This is a genomic window from Flavobacterium coralii (genome assembly GCF_019891545.1).
Lineage (GTDB): Bacteria > Bacteroidota > Bacteroidia > Flavobacteriales > Flavobacteriaceae > Flavobacterium > Flavobacterium coralii.
In genome coordinates, this window is the sequence record NZ_JAHDIU010000003.1 from 93848 (window position 1) to 111226 (window position 17379).

Genomic DNA, 17379 nt, shown 5'->3' on the forward strand with positions numbered 1-17379 from the left:
TCAAATTAAAAAAATATGTCAGCAGTAGGACACGAAATACACGGAGATCACGGTCATCATGATGCTCACGAACACCACCACAAGGATACTTTTATAACAAAGTATATCTTCAGCATCGACCATAAGATGATTGCCAAGCAATATCTTATTACCGGTATTATCATGGGTATCATCGGTATCATGATGTCAATATTATTCCGTATGCAGCTTGCATGGCCGGAAGAGTCATTCACAATGTTCAAGATTTTCCTTGGCGATAAGTTTGCTCCAAACGGCGTAATGCGTAACGATATTTACCTTGCTCTTGTTACAATACACGGTACTATAATGGTATTCTTTGTATTAACGGCAGGTTTGAGCGGTACCTTTAGTAACCTTCTTATTCCGTTACAGATTGGTGCCAGGGATATGGCTTCCGGTTTTATGAACATGCTTTCATACTGGATGTTCTTTATCTCTTCAGTTATAATGGTTTTATCCCTTTTTGTTGAAGCAGGCCCTGCATCTGCAGGTTGGACAATCTATCCGCCACTATCTGCATTGCCACAGGCTATACCCGGCTCAGGTGCAGGTATGACGCTTTGGCTGGTATCTATGGCAATATTCATTGCTTCTTCACTAATGGGTTCACTTAACTATGTTGTAACAGTTATTAACCTGCGTACAAAAGGTATGTCTATGACAAGGATGCCGCTTACTATATGGGCATTCTTTATCACTGCCGTTATTGGTATATTATCATTCCCGGTACTTCTTTCAGCAGCATTACTTTTATTGTTCGACAGGAGTTTTGGTACATCATTCTTCCTTTCAGATATTTTTATCGCAGGTGAAGTATTACATTACCAAGGAGGTTCTCCGGTATTGTTTGAGCACCTTTTCTGGTTCCTTGGCCACCCAGAGGTATATATTGTACTTCTTCCTGCCCTTGGTATTACATCAGAAATTATTGCAACCAATGCCCGTAAGCCAATTTTTGGTTACCGCGCCATGATTGCATCTATACTTGCAATTGCATTCCTTTCAACTATTGTATGGGGTCACCACATGTTCATCTCGGGTATGAACCCGTTCCTTGGTTCGGTGTTTACCTTTACAACACTACTTATTGCAATTCCTTCGGCAGTTAAAGCATTTAACTATATTACAACGTTGTGGAGGGGTAACCTTCAGCTTAACCCAGCCATGTTGTTCTCTATAGGCCTTGTATCTACATTCATAACAGGTGGTCTTACAGGTATCATACTTGGAGACAGTACACTTGACATCAACGTTCACGATACGTACTTCGTGGTAGCCCACTTCCACCTTGTAATGGGTATCTCTGCCCTTTATGGTATGTTTGCGGGTATCTACCACTGGTTCCCGAGGATGTTCGGCAGGATGATGAATAAAAACCTTGGTTATATCCACTTTTGGGTAACAGCAATATGTGCTTATGGTGTATTCTTCCCGATGCACTTTATAGGTATGGCTGGCTTACCAAGACGTTATTATACTAACACTGCTTTCCCGTTATTTGACGACCTTCAGGATGTAAACGTGCTTATAACAATGTTTGCAATAATAGGTGCGGCATTCCAGCTTGTATTCCTGTGGAACTTCTTCTACAGTATATTTAAAGGTAAGAAAGCGCCTATGAACCCTTGGAAGTCTAACACACTTGAGTGGACTGCACCGGTAGAGCACATGCACGGTAACTGGCCGGGCGAAATACCTGAAGTTTACAGGTGGCCGTATGACTACAGCAAGCCAGGCCATGATGAGGACTTTGTTCCGCAAAACGTTCCGATGAAACCAAACGAAGAGCAACTACACCATTAATAGCTTTTCGATAGATATAGAAGCCCTTCTTGTTAAAGAAGGGCTTTTTTAATTGGTAAATCTGTATCTTTATAAAAAGAACGTATTATGAGCACAGCCAAAGACACTACATTTAACGTTAATGAGCAGCAAAGCCGTTATGAGCTGCACGTGGGAGAACATACAGCTATCATTGATTATATTAAGAAGGATGATGTCCTTTTTATGAACCATACCGAAGCGCCGCAGGCATTAAGAGGTACAGGCGCAGCAAAGAAACTCGTGGAGAATGCACTACAGCATGCTGCGAACCGTGGGTATAAAGTAGTGCCTAACTGTTCTTATGTAGCCAAGTATATTACGGAACACCCCGAATGGAAGGCTGTCCTTGCAGACAAAACTGCTATGTAATATTATTTTTTATAGCGGTAATGCCCGGATATGTCATACAGAAAAAGGCAATCTTCCAATTCCTGCCCGCGGCCTACATTATGTACTATCATATACCGCTTGCCATCTTTTGCTTTTTTATTTACCACAATACCTATGTGCGGCAGGCTGGGTGTGATCATCCATGTTACTATATCCCCCGGTTTATAATCTGCTGCATTTTTTGTTACGGGTAATGATGTGCCTTTTCGTGAAAAAAATGTTTGCAGGTTCGGTACGCGCCTGTGGTCTATATTGGTATCAGTTGATTTTAGCCCCCAGTTTTTTGGATACTTAGAAAAATTGGCTTTCATATCTTCGTGCACTTCCTTCTGCAAATCTATCCCCAGTTTTCTGTAAGCACGTATTACAACATCGGTACATACACCTGTATTCTTCGGTACATCTCCATTAGGATAGGGTATCTTTACGTAATCGCCGATATAAGTTACATGGTCTTTGGTGAGCGACAGTGCAGCGTCAGAAAGTCGCGCATAAAAACTATCCTGAACAGGTAGCGTTACCAGTAAAAATAATAAAGCGAAATATTTCATCTTCAATTGGTTTGTAAATAAAAACGTAATAATATTCAGGTGTAGTATACTGTGGTTTTAAAAAATACTTACTTTAGCAGGATATCCTGCTGACTGATGGAAGAAACACAAAGCCCTTTTTCGATAAAATACTGGGCAGAAGACGATAAACCACGTGAAAAGCTGATGCTGAAAGGCAAAGCTGCACTTAGTGACGCGGAACTTATTGCTATACTTATTGGCTCCGGCAGCCGTAACGAAAGTGCTGTAGAGTTAAGCAAACGCATACTTGCCAGTGCAGATAACCAGCTTGGGGCGCTTGGTAAGCTTTCAATCCAGCAGCTAATGCAATTTAAAGGCATTGGTGAAGCCAAAGCTATCAGTATTGCTGCCGCAATGGAGCTTGGTCGCAGGAGACGTGATGAGAGCGGCCCCGATTTAAAGCAGATAACAAGCAGCCGTGCCGTTTTTGATATCATGCAGCCCATAATTGGCGAACTTCCGCATGAAGAATTTTGGATCATCTACCTGAACAATTCCAATAAGGTAATATACAAAGCGCAACTAAGCAAAGGCGGTATAACAGGCACATTGGTAGATGTGCGCCTGGTTTTTAAAACAGCATTAGAGCATAACGCAGTTTCTGTTATACTGGTTCACAACCATCCATCGGGGGTGCTAAAGGCGAGCGAAGCGGATAAACAAATAACCCGCCAGCTTAAAGCCGCAGGCCACGCCCTTGATGTAAAGGTGCTTGACCATGTAATTATAACCGAAAAAAGCTACCTGAGCTTCACGGATGAGGGAATACTATAATGCTTTTTTAAGCTGTATGATTTCGCAGATATAAATTATTACCGGCAGCACATCAAAGTACTTTTGTTTCCTCTGTAAATTCGCTAACTTGCAGTCATAATAAATGTTTACTGCATGATAAGCACAAAAAACATAGCCTTTTCATATGGAAAAGGTACATCATTTAATTTTCCGGATATTGTTGCGCAAAAGGGCAGCACGTTGCTCATAACAGGTGGCTCGGGTAAAGGTAAAACTACCCTGTTGCACCTTTTGGGAGGATTGCTAAAACCGCAATCAGGCGAAATTAATATAGACAATACTAATATTGCTGCAATGCCCGATGGCAGGCTGGATAACTTCAGGGGCAAAAACATCGGCTTTGTTTTACAACAGGCATACTTTGTAGAATCGTTAACCGTACTCGAAAATGTAGTGTTGGCTTCATGGCTGGGTACAGGCAGGCAGGCAACAGAAAAGGCAAAGGCACTATTGGTGCAGCTTGGCCTTCAGGATCAGTTAAACAAGCTGCCATCCCGCCTTAGTATAGGGCAGCAGCAAAGGGTTTCTATTGCAAGGGCGCTGATAAACGACCCAAAACTGCTTTTGGCAGATGAGCCTACATCGAGCCTTGATGATGAAAATGCACTTACGGTTGCAGATATGCTCGACAGGCTCGCCCGTCAGTTTGGCACAGCACTAGTTATAGTAACGCACGACCAAAGGCTAAAAGACCGTTTTCTTAACCAAATTAACTTATCATGATTACCAAAATAGCCTGGAAAAATATTTGGTTTAAGCCACTCAACACGCTGCTGAGCATCATATTGCTGACGGCAAGTGTGGCTATTATAACCCTACTGATTTTATTGCAGGAACAATTCGAAAAGAAATTCAACAGTAATGTAGAGGGGATAGACCTTGTAATGGGGGCGCAGGGCAGTCCGTTACAGTTAATACTCTCAGCCGTTTACCAGGTAGATGCACCTACGGGTAACATCAGCTACACTGAAGCTAAAACATGGATGGACAACCCTTTTGTAGAGACCGCCATACCATTGGCTTTTGGCGATAACTACAATGGATTTAAAATAGTGGGAACTACACCAGCCTACCTTGAGCATTATGGTGCTAAAATGGCACAGGGTAAAATTTTCAGGGAAAACTTTGAAGTAGTAGTTGGCAGCGCAGTAGCCGAAAAGATGCAGTTAAAGATTGGCGATGAATTTTTTGGGTCTCATGGTGACAGTGCGGAAGGAGAAGTACATGACACACATGCTTATACCGTTACCGGTATCGCCGCTAAAACAGGTAAAGTAGTAGATAACCTTATTTTATGCACAATACCAAGTGTATGGGCTATTCATGACCATGGGCATGACCATGAAGGAGAGAATGCCCATAATCACGAGCATGCAGAGGGCGAGGCTCACGACCACAATCATGAAGCTCATGCTCATGAAGGAAGTGATGCACATGACGATCACCACAATCACGCTGAAGCTCACACACACGACCGTGAACATGACCATGACCACGATCATGACCATGAAGCTGAAATTAGCGAAGCAGGTAAAGAAATAACTGCTGTACTCTTAAAAATGAAAAACAAGCCTGCCCTGTTGTCGTGGCAGTACATGATACCCATGAATACTAAAATGCAGGCGGCATCTCCTGGTAAAGAAATAAACCGCCTTTTCAGCTTGTTTGGGATAGGGTTACAGGCACTACAGTACCTTGCTTACGGCATTATGCTGATTTCAGGCATCAGTATATTCATAGCTTTGTTTAATACGCTAAAAGAGCGCAAGTATGAGTTTGCCCTGCTAAGGGTAAATGGTGCGAGCCGTACTGAGTTATTATCTTTAGTATTAATAGAAAGCCTTATTTTATGTGTTACGGGCTTTGTGTTTGGAACGATTGTTGGAAGGATTGGTTTGGTTTTAATATCCGGATCGTCTGAAGAGGAGTTTAAAATGTCTTTTAATCCTTTTACCTTTGTGTGGGATAAAGAAGGATATTTATTCCTGCTTACAATAGCTGTGGGAATTATTGCGGCGCTGATACCGGCAATTAAAGCCTATAGTCTCAATATATCTAAAACACTTGCAAATGCGTAAAACAATTTTTATACTTACAACACTTTTATTTGCCGGATTTATGCTTACATCGGCAGTTACACCATCATCATATTCAAAAACGGATAAGGCATTATATACTACAGCCGTTGCCGATACCCTTTCCTGGAAGTTGCTGGGGCAGATAAAATATGTGAAGAGAGTGACGGATGACTATCCTGAAGGCGTAATGTTCCCGATTGTAAATACAACCCTGAAAGCAAAGAACAAGAAGCCTATAGTAATGAGTGGTTTTATTATCCCCATAGATAATAAGACTTACGCGCTGAGTAAGAACGTATTTGCTTCCTGTTTTTTTTGCGGACAGGCCGGGCCGGAAACCATTATGGGCATAAAGTTTAAAGACCCTTTTATCAGGCTTAAAACCGACCAGTATGTAACCCTGCAGGGAAATTTCCGTTATAATGACAGTGATGTTGACGATTGGATTTATCATATAGATAATGCTGTAATTGTAAAAGGCAGATAATGCGTATAGCCGGGAAAAAGACAGTTTTTTTTGACCTCGACCATACTTTGTGGGATTTTGAGAAAAACTCTGCGCTTGCATTTGAAACCATACTTAAAAAGCATAAAGTAGGGGTAGATGCGCAGGTTTTTGTGAAAGAGTATGTGCCAATTAACATGAAGTACTGGAAACTGTACCGTGATGGGCACATAAGTCAGCAGCAGCTTCGCTATGGCAGGCTTAAAGATGCTTTTGATACACTGCAATATGATATGGATGATGTACTGCTTGAGTTGTTATCTGAAGATTATATTGCACATCTACCTACTTTTAATCATTTATATGAAGGGGCAACAGAACTTTTAGAATACCTTAAACCAAAGTACAGCCTGCATATAATTACAAATGGTTTTCATACCGTACAGGAAGGCAAACTTAAAAATGCCGGAATACTCCATTATTTTACAACAGTTACCAACTCTGAGCTGGCGGGGTGCAAAAAGCCGCACCCGGATATTTTTGAATATGCCATAAAAGCTGCCGGGGCAGAGAAAGCAACAAGCATAATGATAGGTGATTGTATAGAAGCCGATGTGCAGGGTGCAATCAGTTGCGGGCTTGATGCCATATATTTTAACGAGTTTAATAAAGAAGCGCACCCATCGGTAGTACAGGTGCAGCACCTTTCCCAAATCAAGAACTTACTTTAAAGCGATGAAAAAATTACTTTTTTGCTTATTGATGCTATGTGCCGTAACTGGCTTTGCACAGGACCTGAACAGCTATAAATATGTTGTAGTGCCGGACAGGTTTGAACTGCAAAGGGCGACAGGCGAATTTAACCTGAACAACCTTGTGGCGATGATGTTTGAAAAAAATGGCTTTACTGTTTACAGGGGGCAGGAACTGCCTGATGAATTAATTATGAACCGCTGTAAAGCGTTGTATGCTGATTTAGCAAAAGAGTCGAACATGCTTAAAACAGGGGTAATAATTAAGCTGAAAGACTGTAAAGGTAAAGAAGTTTTTGTTTCTGAAAAAGGAGAGAGCAAGCAGAAGAATGTACAAAGGGCATATTATGAAGCGTTACGCGAAGCATCAGCTTCGGTGGAAGCACTGAATTATCAGTATAATGGCGAAACTGAAACTGTAACCATACAAACACCTGTGACTAAAACGGAAACGGTTACGGTTTATGTGCCTTCTGCCACTCCGCAGGCAGAGCAGGTTGTAAATATTGATATGTTGTTTGCACAGCCTATTGCCAATGGCTATCAACTGGTAGACAGTACCCCTAAAGTAGTGCTTAAAATATATAAAACCTCTCAACAGGACTCATTTACTGCAGTAGGTGAAGGTAAAAATGGCGTTGTTTTTAAGAAAGGTAACGACTGGTTTTTTGAATACTACCAAAATGACAAATTAATAAGCGAAAAGCTAAATATCAAGTTTTAGTCATAAAGCTTTATTCTGACTTCTGAATTTTAATATCCGTACTTATCGCGCCAGCGGTTTTTTAAAAATTCCCTTGTGCTGTTTTCGCGGCTGTTTTGCCCCGGGTCATAAAATTTTGTCCCGCTGATATCATCAGGTAAAAATTCCTGGTCGGCAAAATTATTATTGTAATCGTGGGCATATTTATATTCATCACCATAGCCCAGTTCTTTCATTAGCTTGGTAGGAGCGTTGCGAAGGTGCAGCGGTACAGGCAGGTCGCCTGTTTGCCTTACCACCTGTTGTGCTTTGCCGATAGCCATATAGCTTGCATTGCTTTTAGGCGATGTGGCAAGGTAGACAGCACACTGGCTCAGTACAATCCTTGATTCAGGGTAACCTATAGTGCTCACCGCCTGAAAAGTATTATTAGCCATGATAAGTGCAGTTGGGTTGGCATTGCCAATATCTTCACTTGCCAGGATCAGCATACGGCGGGCAATAAATTTCAGGTCTTCACCACCTTCAATCATCCTTGCAAGCCAGTAAACCGCTCCGTTAGGGTCGCTACCACGCATTGACTTTATAAAAGCGGAAATTATGTCATAGTGCTGCTCACCTGTTTTGTCATATAAGACAGTATTTTTTTGGGCAAGCTGCATTACCCTTTCGTTGGTAATAACAATATCGTCTCCTTCAGATGCATTCACTACAAGCTCAAAAACATTCAGCAGCTTACGCCCGTCCCCGCCCGATAGCCTCAGTAACGCCTCAGTTTCCTTCAGTTCAATATTTTTCTGCTTCAGCACCTCATCTTTAGCCATGGCGCGGTGCAGCAGCGCTTCAAGGTCTTCACGTGAAAAGGCCTCCAGTACATATACCTGGCAACGCGATAGCAAAGCCGGTATCACTTCAAAGCTCGGGTTTTCGGTAGTGGCGCCAATAAGTGTAACCCAGCCTTTTTCTACTGCTGCAAGGAGCGAATCCTGTTGCGATTTGCTAAAGCGGTGTATCTCATCGATAAATAATATAGGATTTTTAGTTGTGAATAACCCGCCGCTTTGCTTGGCTTTTTCGATTACATCACGCACTTCTTTTACCCCTGAATTAATAGCACTAAGCTCATAAAACGGGCGTTTAGATTCGTGTGCAATAATTTGTGCAAGCGTGGTTTTGCCTGTTCCCGGTGGCCCCCAAAGTATTAATGATGGTATAATGCCACGGCTTATCTGGTGCGTTAATGAGCCGTTAAGCCCCACCAGGTGCAACTGGCTTATATATTCTGATAACTGCTGTGGGCGTATGCGTTCTGCCAAAGGTGCTTCCATAACGTAAAATTACAGATTTGGTTGAAATCTGCATGTTTTAAAAATGCTAAATACTACTTTGCAACAACAACCGTTGTATTAAACCAGCCAATACATTATGAAGATAAAACTACTATTACTGCTGCTGCCGTTAGCAATACAGTTACACGCACAACAACAAACGTTACGATTTATAGAGCAGGGTACAGGTAAGCCGGTTACAGATGCAGATGTTTATACCGATTCTGTTTTTGTAGCGCCTACTAATTATAATGGCAATGTAAAGGTTGATATGCAGTATAACTTTAAAACTATTATTGTAAGCCATATTAATTATGCAACACGTGTCATTCCTAAAGATTCTGTTGCTTTGCGCAGGGTTTTCGAATTAAAAAAGAACAGCAATGTACTTAATGAAGTTTTAATAGATATCAAATCCGGTAAAGATACGCTGGCTCCGCTCCACCTCAATTTTTCGTATGGCGATAAGGTTGCAAGGCTTATTGAAGCCCCTGCCGGCAGGCTGATAACAAAACTGAAGTTCAGGGTAACCAACGGTAATAATTCAGGTGTAAAAGGCCTGAAGTTTCTTCCCTTTAAAGCCAATGTATATGCTTTAGATACAATAACAAACATGCCGGGTAATCCCTTACTTGGCAAAGATATACTGGTAGAAAATAAAGAAGGGAACAAATGGGTCACAGCAGACATCAGCAGCTATAACATCAGGATTCCGCCACAGGGAGCCTGCATTGTCTTTATTATCCCTGCCTATGAAGACGGCCTATATGAAACTTTCTGGATACAATCTAAAACAGGGCTTATATCTGCCGTGCCTAATTTAAAGCATAAAATTCGGTTTACGAAAGGCAACTCTTTTATATATACTTCTTTTATTCCGAATGAATATGGCGAACTGAGCGGAAAGGAATGGCGCGCAGTGGGTAAATGGGATTATGTTATTGAAGCGGAAACAGTAGTAGCTAACTGACATTTTAACAGTAAATTACTTTTGGTTAATTTTTTGAAGCGGTAGCTGCATGACCAATAACGACAACCGCTTTACTTTTTCTGCATCCGTGTTTACATGGCCTTTACTGGGTGTACTGGTATTGTGGCTTATATACTGGATAGAGGTAAAATTCCATATATATTTAAACCATTACGGTGTATATCCGCGTACGCTTAAAGGCATGCGCGGAATACTTTTTAGCCCGTTTCTGCATGGCAGCCTGGAACATTTATATAATAATTCTGTGGCACTTGTAGTGCTTATAGCCGCACTACGATTTTTTTACCGCAGGCACGCATTACAAATTATAGGTTATGGTATAGTATTGTCGGGTTTTATAACGTGGCTGATAGGGCGGGAATCGTACCACATCGGCGCCAGTGGGCTGATTTATGTGCTGGTGAGCTTTATGTTCTTTAAAGGAATACAGACCGGTTATTACAGGCTGGTAGCACTTTCGCTCACCATAATAATGTTATATGGCGGTATGATATGGTATGTTTTTCCTGATGTGGATGAAGGCATATCATGGGAGGGGCATTTGGGCGGTTTGGTTACCGGGTTTTTATTTTCAAGATTTTATGATTCGCCTGATTACCAAAAACCGATTGTATATGACTGGCAGCGCCCTGACTTTGACCCGCAGCAGGATGCTTTTATGAAGCGTTTTGATGAGAATGGTAACTTTGTTAATCCGCCAAAGCCTGAACCTGAACCGGAACAAGAAACAGATTCAGGTAATGCAATACCCCATTCTGCAACCATACCCGGAATTACAATATTGTACCAATATAAGCCTGTACAGCAGCAAGCTCCTGAAAATAATCCTGAAAAAGAAGAAGGTGCGTAAACTACATACGCTGCCTTACTGCCTCATATAAAAAGGCACCGCATGCAACCGATACATTTAGCGATGATATGCTGCCATACATAGGCAGCTTTGCCTTTTCATCGGTTATTTTAAGTACCGAAGGATTTATACCCCTGTCCTCACTACCCATAACTATGGCAACGGGTGCGGTAAAATCAATATCATATATTGTGTCGTCGGTTTTCTCTGTGGCAGCAACGGTTTTAATACCGCATGCCTGCAAATGGAAAATAGCATCTTTAATATGGGCTACTTTGCATATAGGCACATTAAAAACAGCCCCGGCAGATGTTTTAACGGTATCACCGTTAACAGGTGCGGCGCCTTGCTTTTGTACGATAATACCGTTAACGCCTGTACACTCTGCAGTTCGGATTATTGCGCCGAAATTGCGCGCATCGCTCAGCTGGTCGAGTATCAGGAACAGCGGGGTCTTCCCGCTTTCCAGCACACTTTCGGTTAAAGTTTCAAGGTCATGAAACGCCACCGGCGATATACTTGCCACGGCGCCCTGGTGGTTATTGCGTGTAAGCCTGTTAAGCTTTTCAACAGGAACATAGCTAAAGTTGATATTATGTTGCTTTAAAACCTTCATCAAATCGCGCATAAGGTCGCCCTGTGCGTCTTTCTGAATAAAAACCTTATCTACTTCTTTTCCTGAATGTATCGCCTCTATTATGGCGCGTATGCCGAATATCTGGTGTTCCTTATTTTCCATGCTGCAAAGATAATGGTTAGCATCAAGATTATAATTTTTTATTGTTTTAAGATTAAATCCACCTTCGTTTATTTTTTGTGCAGGTATAATTTATAATTATAGAAAGACAAGGCATAAAAGGTTTCAGTTATATCAGTCAAGCTGTTTTTACAGCATAACGCAAATATAATCTGCATAACAATTCGCTTTCTATTTCATAATGCTACTTTAAAAATCAGCTAATATCCTTAGCGTTTGTAACAGGTACTTTTGGGCATATTTTTCTAAACTTTATTCACACAACGCAACATGAAAAAATTTTACTTCCTGCTTGTGCTTTTAAGCAGCCTGTTCTTAAAAGCACAAACATTAAATCCGTATTTACAGGCAGCGACACCTACATCCATTTATGTTAACTGGAAAACGGATGGCAACACAGAATCTATAGTAGAGTATGGCAGCAGCCCGGAAAGCCTTACCACAACTGCTACAGGAAACGCATCTGTATTTTCGGACACAGGTTATCCTGCAAACTATTACTACCATACAGTAAAGGTTGACGGGCTTGAACCTAACACGAAATACTATTATCGTGTTAAAACGGGTGCATTAACCTCTGATGTCTATTCTTTCCGCACTATGCCGCTTGCAGGGCAGGCCGCTACCGCAGACGGGCACCTGCGCTTCCTTATCATGGGCGATAACCAGATGCGCAACGTGCCAAGGTTCGACTCGCTTGTTTCTGCCGCAAAAAGAAAAATTGCACAGAAGTGGGGGCTTTTAGCCGACCCTTCGGATAATATTGCCCTTACAGTTATGGTGGGCGACCAGGTAGATGTCGGTACGCTTGATCATTATGAAAACGTACACTTTAAGAAAAACAAAGCGCTATCGGGCTACCTGCCGATACAAACGCTTGTGGGTAACCACGAGACTTATGGTACCCTTGCCATGCAGGCCTATTATGACCACTATGTGCTTGACGAAATGTCGTATCAGGGTATATCATCTGGAACAGAAAATTATTATGCCAACCAGGTTGGTAATGTGCTTTTTATAGCACTTGATACAGAACATACCGGATTACAGCAGCTTACATGGGTAAACCAGGTACTTGCCGCAGCTAACGAAGACGAAACGGTTGACTGGATAATATCATTGGGGCACAGGCCTTACCAGGCAGAGCAATACATAGGCGATATTTCGCAGTGGGTGCGTAATACCGTTATGCCTGTACTGGTTACTTCTCCAAAGCACATACTGCACGTAGGGGCGCACCACCACCTGTACCACAGGGGGCAGCTTAAAAATACGCCAACCTACCAGATTATTTCAGGTGGTGTGGCATGGGACCAATACTGGGGTATGGCTGCCGAAGCCAACTATGAAGATGTACAGAAAACCATCTCTAACTGGATGTACCAGATTGTAGATGTAGATGTAAACAACGGTAATTTTGATGTTGAGTCATATTCAATTGGCAGCGTGTACCAATGGAAAGACAATGAGCTTATGGATGAGTTCCATCATTATAAAGGCTTGCCTGCACCGGCAAAGCCCGAAATTGTAAATGATTTTGATGGTGGCGATGTAGAGCTTCCCCTTACTATAGAAAGTTCCCCTTACACTACAACATCTGAAGAGCTGCTTAACAGTACCCAGTTTATGATTGGTAAAAATGCTGAATTTGAAATCCTTGAAAAAGATGTTTACCGCGACTTTGAAGACCTTTACGGGCCGGTAGGCACACAGGTAGATACTTCTGCAAACGTGATGGAGGGTGTAGATATTACTAAGCTAATTATTGCAGAAAATGAAATACCTAACGGGCAGTATTTTGTTAAAGTACGCCACAGAGACCGCAACCTTTCATGGTCTGAATGGAGTGAGGTAAAATCATTCAATGTTACCAACAGTAGCTTTGCCAATACGCTAATACAGCTTGACACAATTGCTTATAATGTGAATGAGCCAATCAGCGTATCATTTTCAGATACTCCGGGCAACGGTACCGACTGGGTAGGCCTTTATAAAGTTGGGCAGACACCGGGCAGCGCCAGCCCATCGCAGGCATGGCAATATACGAATGGCCAGACAAGCGGCAACATTACGTTTAACGGGCTAAGCCAGGTGGGCAGGTATTATGCTACATTAATGGAAAACGATACATATAATGAAATTGTTGAGAGAAAATATTTTTATGTAGGCCCGTTTGTAACGGTGGATACCGACCAGAATGTGTATGAATCAGGCAACCCTGTAACCGTAACTTTTGCCAATGGCCCTGCGCTTACAAACGACTGGATAGGTATTTATAAGGTAGGCCATATACCCGGCAGTATCAACTCTACGCAGTGGGAGTATGTGTATGCAGCCGAAGGTGAATTAACATTCGAAGGGCTTGCAGACGGTTATTATTTTGTGCAGTATTTCCTTGAAGATGGTTATGACACGGTAGGGCAGAAGGTGTTCTTCCAGGTGGGAAGCCAGATTACCCAGCTTGCCATAAACAATACCATTTATAACCTGAACGAAAATATTATAGCCACCTGGACAGACGCTCCCGGTATTATTAAAGACTGGCTGGGTATTTACCACGAGGGAGACGAGCCTAATGTTGACCCGCTGGTAAGCTATACGTATTTTGATGGCCAACCGGAAGGAAGTAAAATAATTCCTGATGAAAACATGCCAACCACGCCGGGCGAATATTTTATTGTAATATTTACTGACGACTCTTACAATGAAGTTTCTAACAGGGTAACCTTCCAGATTTTAGATGATACCGCAGGCTTAGATGAGTTTAGCAGCCAGAATGCAGTAATGGTTTATCCTAACCCTGTTAAGGCAGGAGAGAAAACGTATATTAAATGTAAATATCCGATTGACCAGATTGATGTTTTTGATATGACAGGTAACCTGTTTTATACTTCAGAGAACATCAACGATTATAACTTCTCTTTGATTAACCAGAGCCTGCCAACAGGAGTATATATATTGAAGATACACTCTAACAAAGTATATAATGTAAAAGTGATTGTTAATTAGTAATTCCGTTTTTAAGACAGAAAAGCCGCCCACAAGGGCGGCTTTCTTAATTATAATAAGAAGCTATTGCTAACTATTCTTCTTCTACAAAACCTGTTCGCCTGTATCCTGAAAATGAAAGTACTGATTCAGGGTCATAACTAAAAGTAGCTTTAAAGTAAATACTGTCAACAGTTGCACCGGTTGGCGATGTTGCGGCATTCCTCATTATCTTGCCTTCTGTTATAGTAAAAGTGGTACCCGGATCCTGAAAGTTTTCCTCATCAGTAACACTAAAGGTTAAATCATCAAGATTTATGTTTACAATGCCACCAAGCCACCAGCCGTTCTGCTGGTCGTTAATATACATTGTTTCATCAGAGCCTGTACCGGTATTATAGGTTTTGTGCAATGCATGGGCTACAAGCAAATCGCCGGTTGCATCATCGGTAATATCTATAAACCATTCACCGCTCATGGCCTGTACAGGGGTTTCCCCTGCATCATAATCGTCATAGCCCTGGTCATCACAAGATGTAAAAGCCGGCAAGGCAAATACACAAAGTAAAATGGCTGTTATTTTTATTTTAATGTTTTTCATATCTGTTTGCATTTTAAGGTTGAATTTGCTCCAGGTGAATTTCAAACGTATAACCTTCCCATGATACTACCATATCGATGGTTTTAGCTTCCTGGTCTACAGAAAAAGAATCTATAGTAGAATTACCTCCAAAAGCTATATTGGTTTGTGTTCCCGGTGTAGAAAAATCGTTTGCTGCTATATCATTAGCTATTATTACACCACCCGGATTAATATAGTCTGTGCCATAAGCACGTCCGATGTCATAGTAGCCTCCAAGAGCATCTGATATTTCGAATGTATTTTCACCTGTCTGCCATATAAGCACATATCCCATATTGGTATATTGTGCAGATGCAGTTCCATCCCTTACAACTGTAGAAAGGTATGCACCTGCAATACTGGTTTCAAAATCACCTGTTTCGGTAACTATTATATCCCTCATCTGCGATGCACTAAAACCGTCCTGGTTTTCGGCACTGTATCTTGCAGAATAAAAATCTCTCGGATTGTCTGTAGAATTCGGGTCAAACAGTTCTCCTGTAAAATGTCCGCGGGTGTAAGAAGTTTCTACATCCAGTTCGGTGCCGTCTTCTAAAGCTACTGCGCCAAACTCTTCATATGTTTCGCCGGGAGCCAGTACATACGGATTCTTATCATCATTATTAGGTGTGATAACAGCATAGTTAGTCACCGTAGATGTTATAGGGTCTTCCGTACTACAGGCATTCAGGGCAAGTAACCCTGTAGCCGCCAGTGCGTAAAACTTTATTTTATATAATGCTTTCATGTCAATTTACTTTTTTAGTTATTCGGGTTTTTGGTCCCACCAAACATTTTCGGTGATGGTTGCCCTTTGTGTAATGTTAGGATTCCTGTTTACTTCGTCATCAGGGTAGAATAATATGCTTGGTACAGTAGTACCACCCAAAACAGAAATAGATGACGGTATCCTGTTGCCTTCAGTATAATCCTGTGTGCCTTCCTCAACAACCTCAGGGAATTTGGTGCGGGTTGTTTCAATATACGATTCGATGTTATTGATATAAGGTAAAGATGCCCATTTCTGAACCATTATCTGCCTTATATTTGCTTCTATACTACCGGCATCTGTATATTCATAAGCGCCTCCTGCACCGGTTAACGCTGAAGGGTCTGCATCATTGCTCAATCCGAAATATTCTTTATACGTGTCAAAAGAAGCTTCTACAGCCATGTCATACATTTCCTTAGCACCTGTACCGCCGCTATAGCGCACCAGCGCCTCTGCCTGTAAAAAGTAACTTTCGGTAACGCTCATAAAAAACACAGGTGTAAATGGCCCAACATTTGGCCTTGCATAAGCCTGTGCAGTATCGTTAAAGTCATTACCTGTTCCCTGCTCTATACCAAGGTAAGTGCCGGCACTGCTCGCCCTGTAAACTGCCGAAAGCCTTGGGTCGCCGTTACCTTCATAAAACAATAGCAGTGTGTTGCTTGCTATGTGGTTAACATCACCCAGACCGGTTTGGTCAAACTGTACTTCATAAAACGGATTTCTTTTGTCATCCGTATCGGCAAAGTTAGAAAAGGCAGCATCTTCAGTAAGAAAATTGCCTTCAGCTATAAGTGCGTTAACCGCGCCGGGGTCAGCCATTGATGTATAGGCCATCCTCAGGTACATTTTAAGTTTCAGTGTATTAGCAAACTCTATCCACCTGTCCATATTGCCGCCATAAATAACATCCTGCGAGGCTACTTCGGCCTCTGTAGGGTTGGTGTTATAAGCAGCAACGGCAGCATCTATCCTGTCCAGCAGGTCGGCATATACTTCTTCTCCGGATGTTAATGCCGGGGTTATATTACCCGACTCCTGCTGTAAAGCTTCAGTATAAGGTATATCATCAAAAAGATCTACCAGCAGCTGATAGGTATAAGCCCTTAAAAGTTCTGAAATAAGAGCCGAAGCAGTATCGCCAGCCGCATCAGATTCTTCTTTTACATACTTCAGGTCATTCAGGCAACCTGAATATAACTCCGTCCAGAACCTGTTGGCATAACCTGTGTTAAGGTTATACTGGTCTATACTTTCATACTGGCTCGCACTGGGCGACTGTGTGTGGTATTGTGCATAAAAACCGCCCAGGTTGGTAAGCTCATCGCCTACTACCATGGCAAGCGATGCCTCTGCTGAGGTAAGCGCAAGCCCGGCATTAATTTCATTAGGCGTGTTAGGGTTGCGGTTAATATCCAGGTCTTCATCGCAGGATACAAACAGCCCTATAGTTGCTATTAATATTACTTTATATATACTTTTCATAGTTTT

Annotated in this window: 17 protein-coding genes; 11 read left to right on the forward strand and 6 right to left on the reverse strand. The window is 41.9% G+C overall.

All coding sequences use genetic code 11. The features are described from left to right. Positions 1-15: 15 nt before the first annotated feature. On the forward strand, positions 16-1824 hold the full coding sequence (locus KJK34_RS05520) for a cytochrome c oxidase subunit I (protein WP_223052868.1): 1809 nt from the start codon (positions 16-18) through the stop codon (positions 1822-1824). An 87-nt stretch (positions 1825-1911) separates the two neighbouring features. Further along, complete coding sequence (locus tag KJK34_RS05525; RefSeq protein WP_223052869.1) at positions 1912-2214, forward strand: GNAT family N-acetyltransferase; 303 nt, start codon at positions 1912-1914, stop codon at positions 2212-2214. A 2-nt stretch (positions 2215-2216) separates the two neighbouring features. Here the strand turns inward: KJK34_RS05525 and KJK34_RS05530 are convergent, their stop codons facing one another. Then, complete coding sequence (locus tag KJK34_RS05530; protein ID WP_223052870.1) at positions 2217-2786, reverse strand: DUF1287 domain-containing protein; 570 nt, start codon at positions 2784-2786, stop codon at positions 2217-2219. A 96-nt stretch (positions 2787-2882) separates the two neighbouring features. Here KJK34_RS05530 and radC point away from each other — a divergent pair, with 96 nt between their 5' ends. From radC to KJK34_RS05560, 6 genes are all read left to right on the forward strand, one after another. Then, on the forward strand, positions 2883-3581 hold the full coding sequence (radC, locus tag KJK34_RS05535; protein ID WP_223052871.1) for a RadC family protein: 699 nt from the start codon (positions 2883-2885) through the stop codon (positions 3579-3581). A gap of 114 nt (positions 3582-3695) precedes the next feature. Continuing rightward, positions 3696-4325, forward strand: a complete 630-nt coding sequence (locus KJK34_RS05540; RefSeq protein ID WP_223052872.1) for an ABC transporter ATP-binding protein — start codon at positions 3696-3698, stop codon at positions 4323-4325. After that, positions 4322-5680: an ABC transporter permease gene (locus tag KJK34_RS05545; protein WP_223052873.1), complete on the forward strand. Its 1359-nt coding sequence runs from the start codon at positions 4322-4324 to the stop codon at positions 5678-5680. The genes KJK34_RS05540 and KJK34_RS05545 overlap by 4 nt, the downstream gene beginning before the upstream one ends. After that, a complete protein-coding gene (locus KJK34_RS05550; RefSeq protein ID WP_223052874.1) occupies positions 5673-6167 on the forward strand; it encodes a hypothetical protein in 495 nt (164 codons plus the stop codon). The genes KJK34_RS05545 and KJK34_RS05550 overlap by 8 nt, the downstream gene beginning before the upstream one ends. Then, on the forward strand, positions 6167-6856 hold the full coding sequence (locus KJK34_RS05555; RefSeq protein ID WP_223052875.1) for a YjjG family noncanonical pyrimidine nucleotidase: 690 nt from the start codon (positions 6167-6169) through the stop codon (positions 6854-6856). Before KJK34_RS05550 ends, KJK34_RS05555 begins: the two co-directional genes overlap by 1 nt. A gap of 4 nt (positions 6857-6860) precedes the next feature. Continuing rightward, entirely contained in the window at positions 6861-7601 is a 741-nt protein-coding gene (locus KJK34_RS05560; RefSeq protein ID WP_223052876.1) for a hypothetical protein, read from the forward strand. 29 nt (positions 7602-7630) lie between these two features. Here the strand turns inward: KJK34_RS05560 and KJK34_RS05565 are convergent, their stop codons facing one another. Next, positions 7631-8908 carry a replication-associated recombination protein A gene (locus tag KJK34_RS05565; RefSeq protein WP_223052877.1) on the reverse strand — a complete coding sequence of 426 codons (1278 nt, stop codon included), beginning with the start codon at positions 8906-8908 and terminating at the stop codon, positions 7631-7633. A gap of 97 nt (positions 8909-9005) precedes the next feature. Here KJK34_RS05565 and KJK34_RS05570 point away from each other — a divergent pair, with 97 nt between their 5' ends. Both KJK34_RS05570 and KJK34_RS05575 read left to right on the forward strand, forming a co-directional pair. Then, entirely contained in the window at positions 9006-9878 is an 873-nt protein-coding gene (locus KJK34_RS05570) for a hypothetical protein (RefSeq protein WP_223052878.1), read from the forward strand. 49 nt (positions 9879-9927) lie between these two features. Next, positions 9928-10749: a rhomboid family intramembrane serine protease gene (locus KJK34_RS05575; RefSeq protein WP_223052879.1), complete on the forward strand. Its 822-nt coding sequence runs from the start codon at positions 9928-9930 to the stop codon at positions 10747-10749. Between the two features lies 1 nt (position 10750). On the opposite strand, the gene rlmB is transcribed toward KJK34_RS05575, so the two are convergent. Beyond that, complete coding sequence (rlmB, locus tag KJK34_RS05580; RefSeq protein WP_223052880.1) at positions 10751-11488, reverse strand: 23S rRNA (guanosine(2251)-2'-O)-methyltransferase RlmB; 738 nt, start codon at positions 11486-11488, stop codon at positions 10751-10753. A 288-nt stretch (positions 11489-11776) separates the two neighbouring features. Here rlmB and KJK34_RS05585 point away from each other — a divergent pair, with 288 nt between their 5' ends. Next, a complete protein-coding gene (locus KJK34_RS05585) occupies positions 11777-14515 on the forward strand; it encodes a fibronectin type III domain-containing protein (RefSeq protein ID WP_223052881.1) in 2739 nt (912 codons plus the stop codon). A 73-nt stretch (positions 14516-14588) separates the two neighbouring features. On the opposite strand, the gene KJK34_RS05590 is transcribed toward KJK34_RS05585, so the two are convergent. Genes KJK34_RS05590 through KJK34_RS05600 form a run of 3 tightly spaced genes read right to left on the reverse strand, consistent with a single transcriptional unit; the run spans position 14589 to position 17373 of the window. Beyond that, entirely contained in the window at positions 14589-15095 is a 507-nt protein-coding gene (locus KJK34_RS05590; protein WP_223052882.1) for a lipid-binding protein, read from the reverse strand. 13 nt (positions 15096-15108) lie between these two features. Next, positions 15109-15864, reverse strand: coding sequence for a BT_2262 family domain-containing protein (locus KJK34_RS05595; protein WP_223052883.1), 756 nt, complete (start codon positions 15862-15864; stop codon positions 15109-15111). A gap of 18 nt (positions 15865-15882) precedes the next feature. Further along, positions 15883-17373 carry a SusD/RagB family nutrient-binding outer membrane lipoprotein gene (locus KJK34_RS05600; protein ID WP_223052884.1) on the reverse strand — a complete coding sequence of 497 codons (1491 nt, stop codon included), beginning with the start codon at positions 17371-17373 and terminating at the stop codon, positions 15883-15885. Positions 17374-17379: the final 6 nt, after the last annotated feature.

Coding starts and splice junctions, on each gene's coding strand:
- KJK34_RS05530 (WP_223052870.1), bottom strand. CDS start 2,786: ATGAAATATTTCGCTTTATTATTTTTACTGGTAACGCTACCTGTTCAG.
- KJK34_RS05545 (WP_223052873.1), top strand. CDS start 4,322: ATGATTACCAAAATAGCCTGGAAAAATATTTGGTTTAAGCCACTCAAC.
- KJK34_RS05540 (WP_223052872.1), top strand. CDS start 3,696: ATGATAAGCACAAAAAACATAGCCTTTTCATATGGAAAAGGTACATCA.
- KJK34_RS05565 (WP_223052877.1), bottom strand. CDS start 8,908: ATGGAAGCACCTTTGGCAGAACGCATACGCCCACAGCAGTTATCAGAA.
- KJK34_RS05575 (WP_223052879.1), top strand. CDS start 9,928: ATGACCAATAACGACAACCGCTTTACTTTTTCTGCATCCGTGTTTACA.
- KJK34_RS05585 (WP_223052881.1), top strand. CDS start 11,777: ATGAAAAAATTTTACTTCCTGCTTGTGCTTTTAAGCAGCCTGTTCTTA.
- KJK34_RS05570 (WP_223052878.1), top strand. CDS start 9,006: ATGAAGATAAAACTACTATTACTGCTGCTGCCGTTAGCAATACAGTTA.
- KJK34_RS05600 (WP_223052884.1), bottom strand. CDS start 17,373: ATGAAAAGTATATATAAAGTAATATTAATAGCAACTATAGGGCTGTTT.
- KJK34_RS05560 (WP_223052876.1), top strand. CDS start 6,861: ATGAAAAAATTACTTTTTTGCTTATTGATGCTATGTGCCGTAACTGGC.
- rlmB (WP_223052880.1), bottom strand. CDS start 11,488: ATGGAAAATAAGGAACACCAGATATTCGGCATACGCGCCATAATAGAG.
- KJK34_RS05590 (WP_223052882.1), bottom strand. CDS start 15,095: ATGAAAAACATTAAAATAAAAATAACAGCCATTTTACTTTGTGTATTT.
- KJK34_RS05555 (WP_223052875.1), top strand. CDS start 6,167: ATGCGTATAGCCGGGAAAAAGACAGTTTTTTTTGACCTCGACCATACT.
- KJK34_RS05550 (WP_223052874.1), top strand. CDS start 5,673: ATGCGTAAAACAATTTTTATACTTACAACACTTTTATTTGCCGGATTT.
- KJK34_RS05520 (WP_223052868.1), top strand. CDS start 16: ATGTCAGCAGTAGGACACGAAATACACGGAGATCACGGTCATCATGAT.
- KJK34_RS05595 (WP_223052883.1), bottom strand. CDS start 15,864: ATGAAAGCATTATATAAAATAAAGTTTTACGCACTGGCGGCTACAGGG.
- radC (WP_223052871.1), top strand. CDS start 2,883: ATGGAAGAAACACAAAGCCCTTTTTCGATAAAATACTGGGCAGAAGAC.
- KJK34_RS05525 (WP_223052869.1), top strand. CDS start 1,912: ATGAGCACAGCCAAAGACACTACATTTAACGTTAATGAGCAGCAAAGC.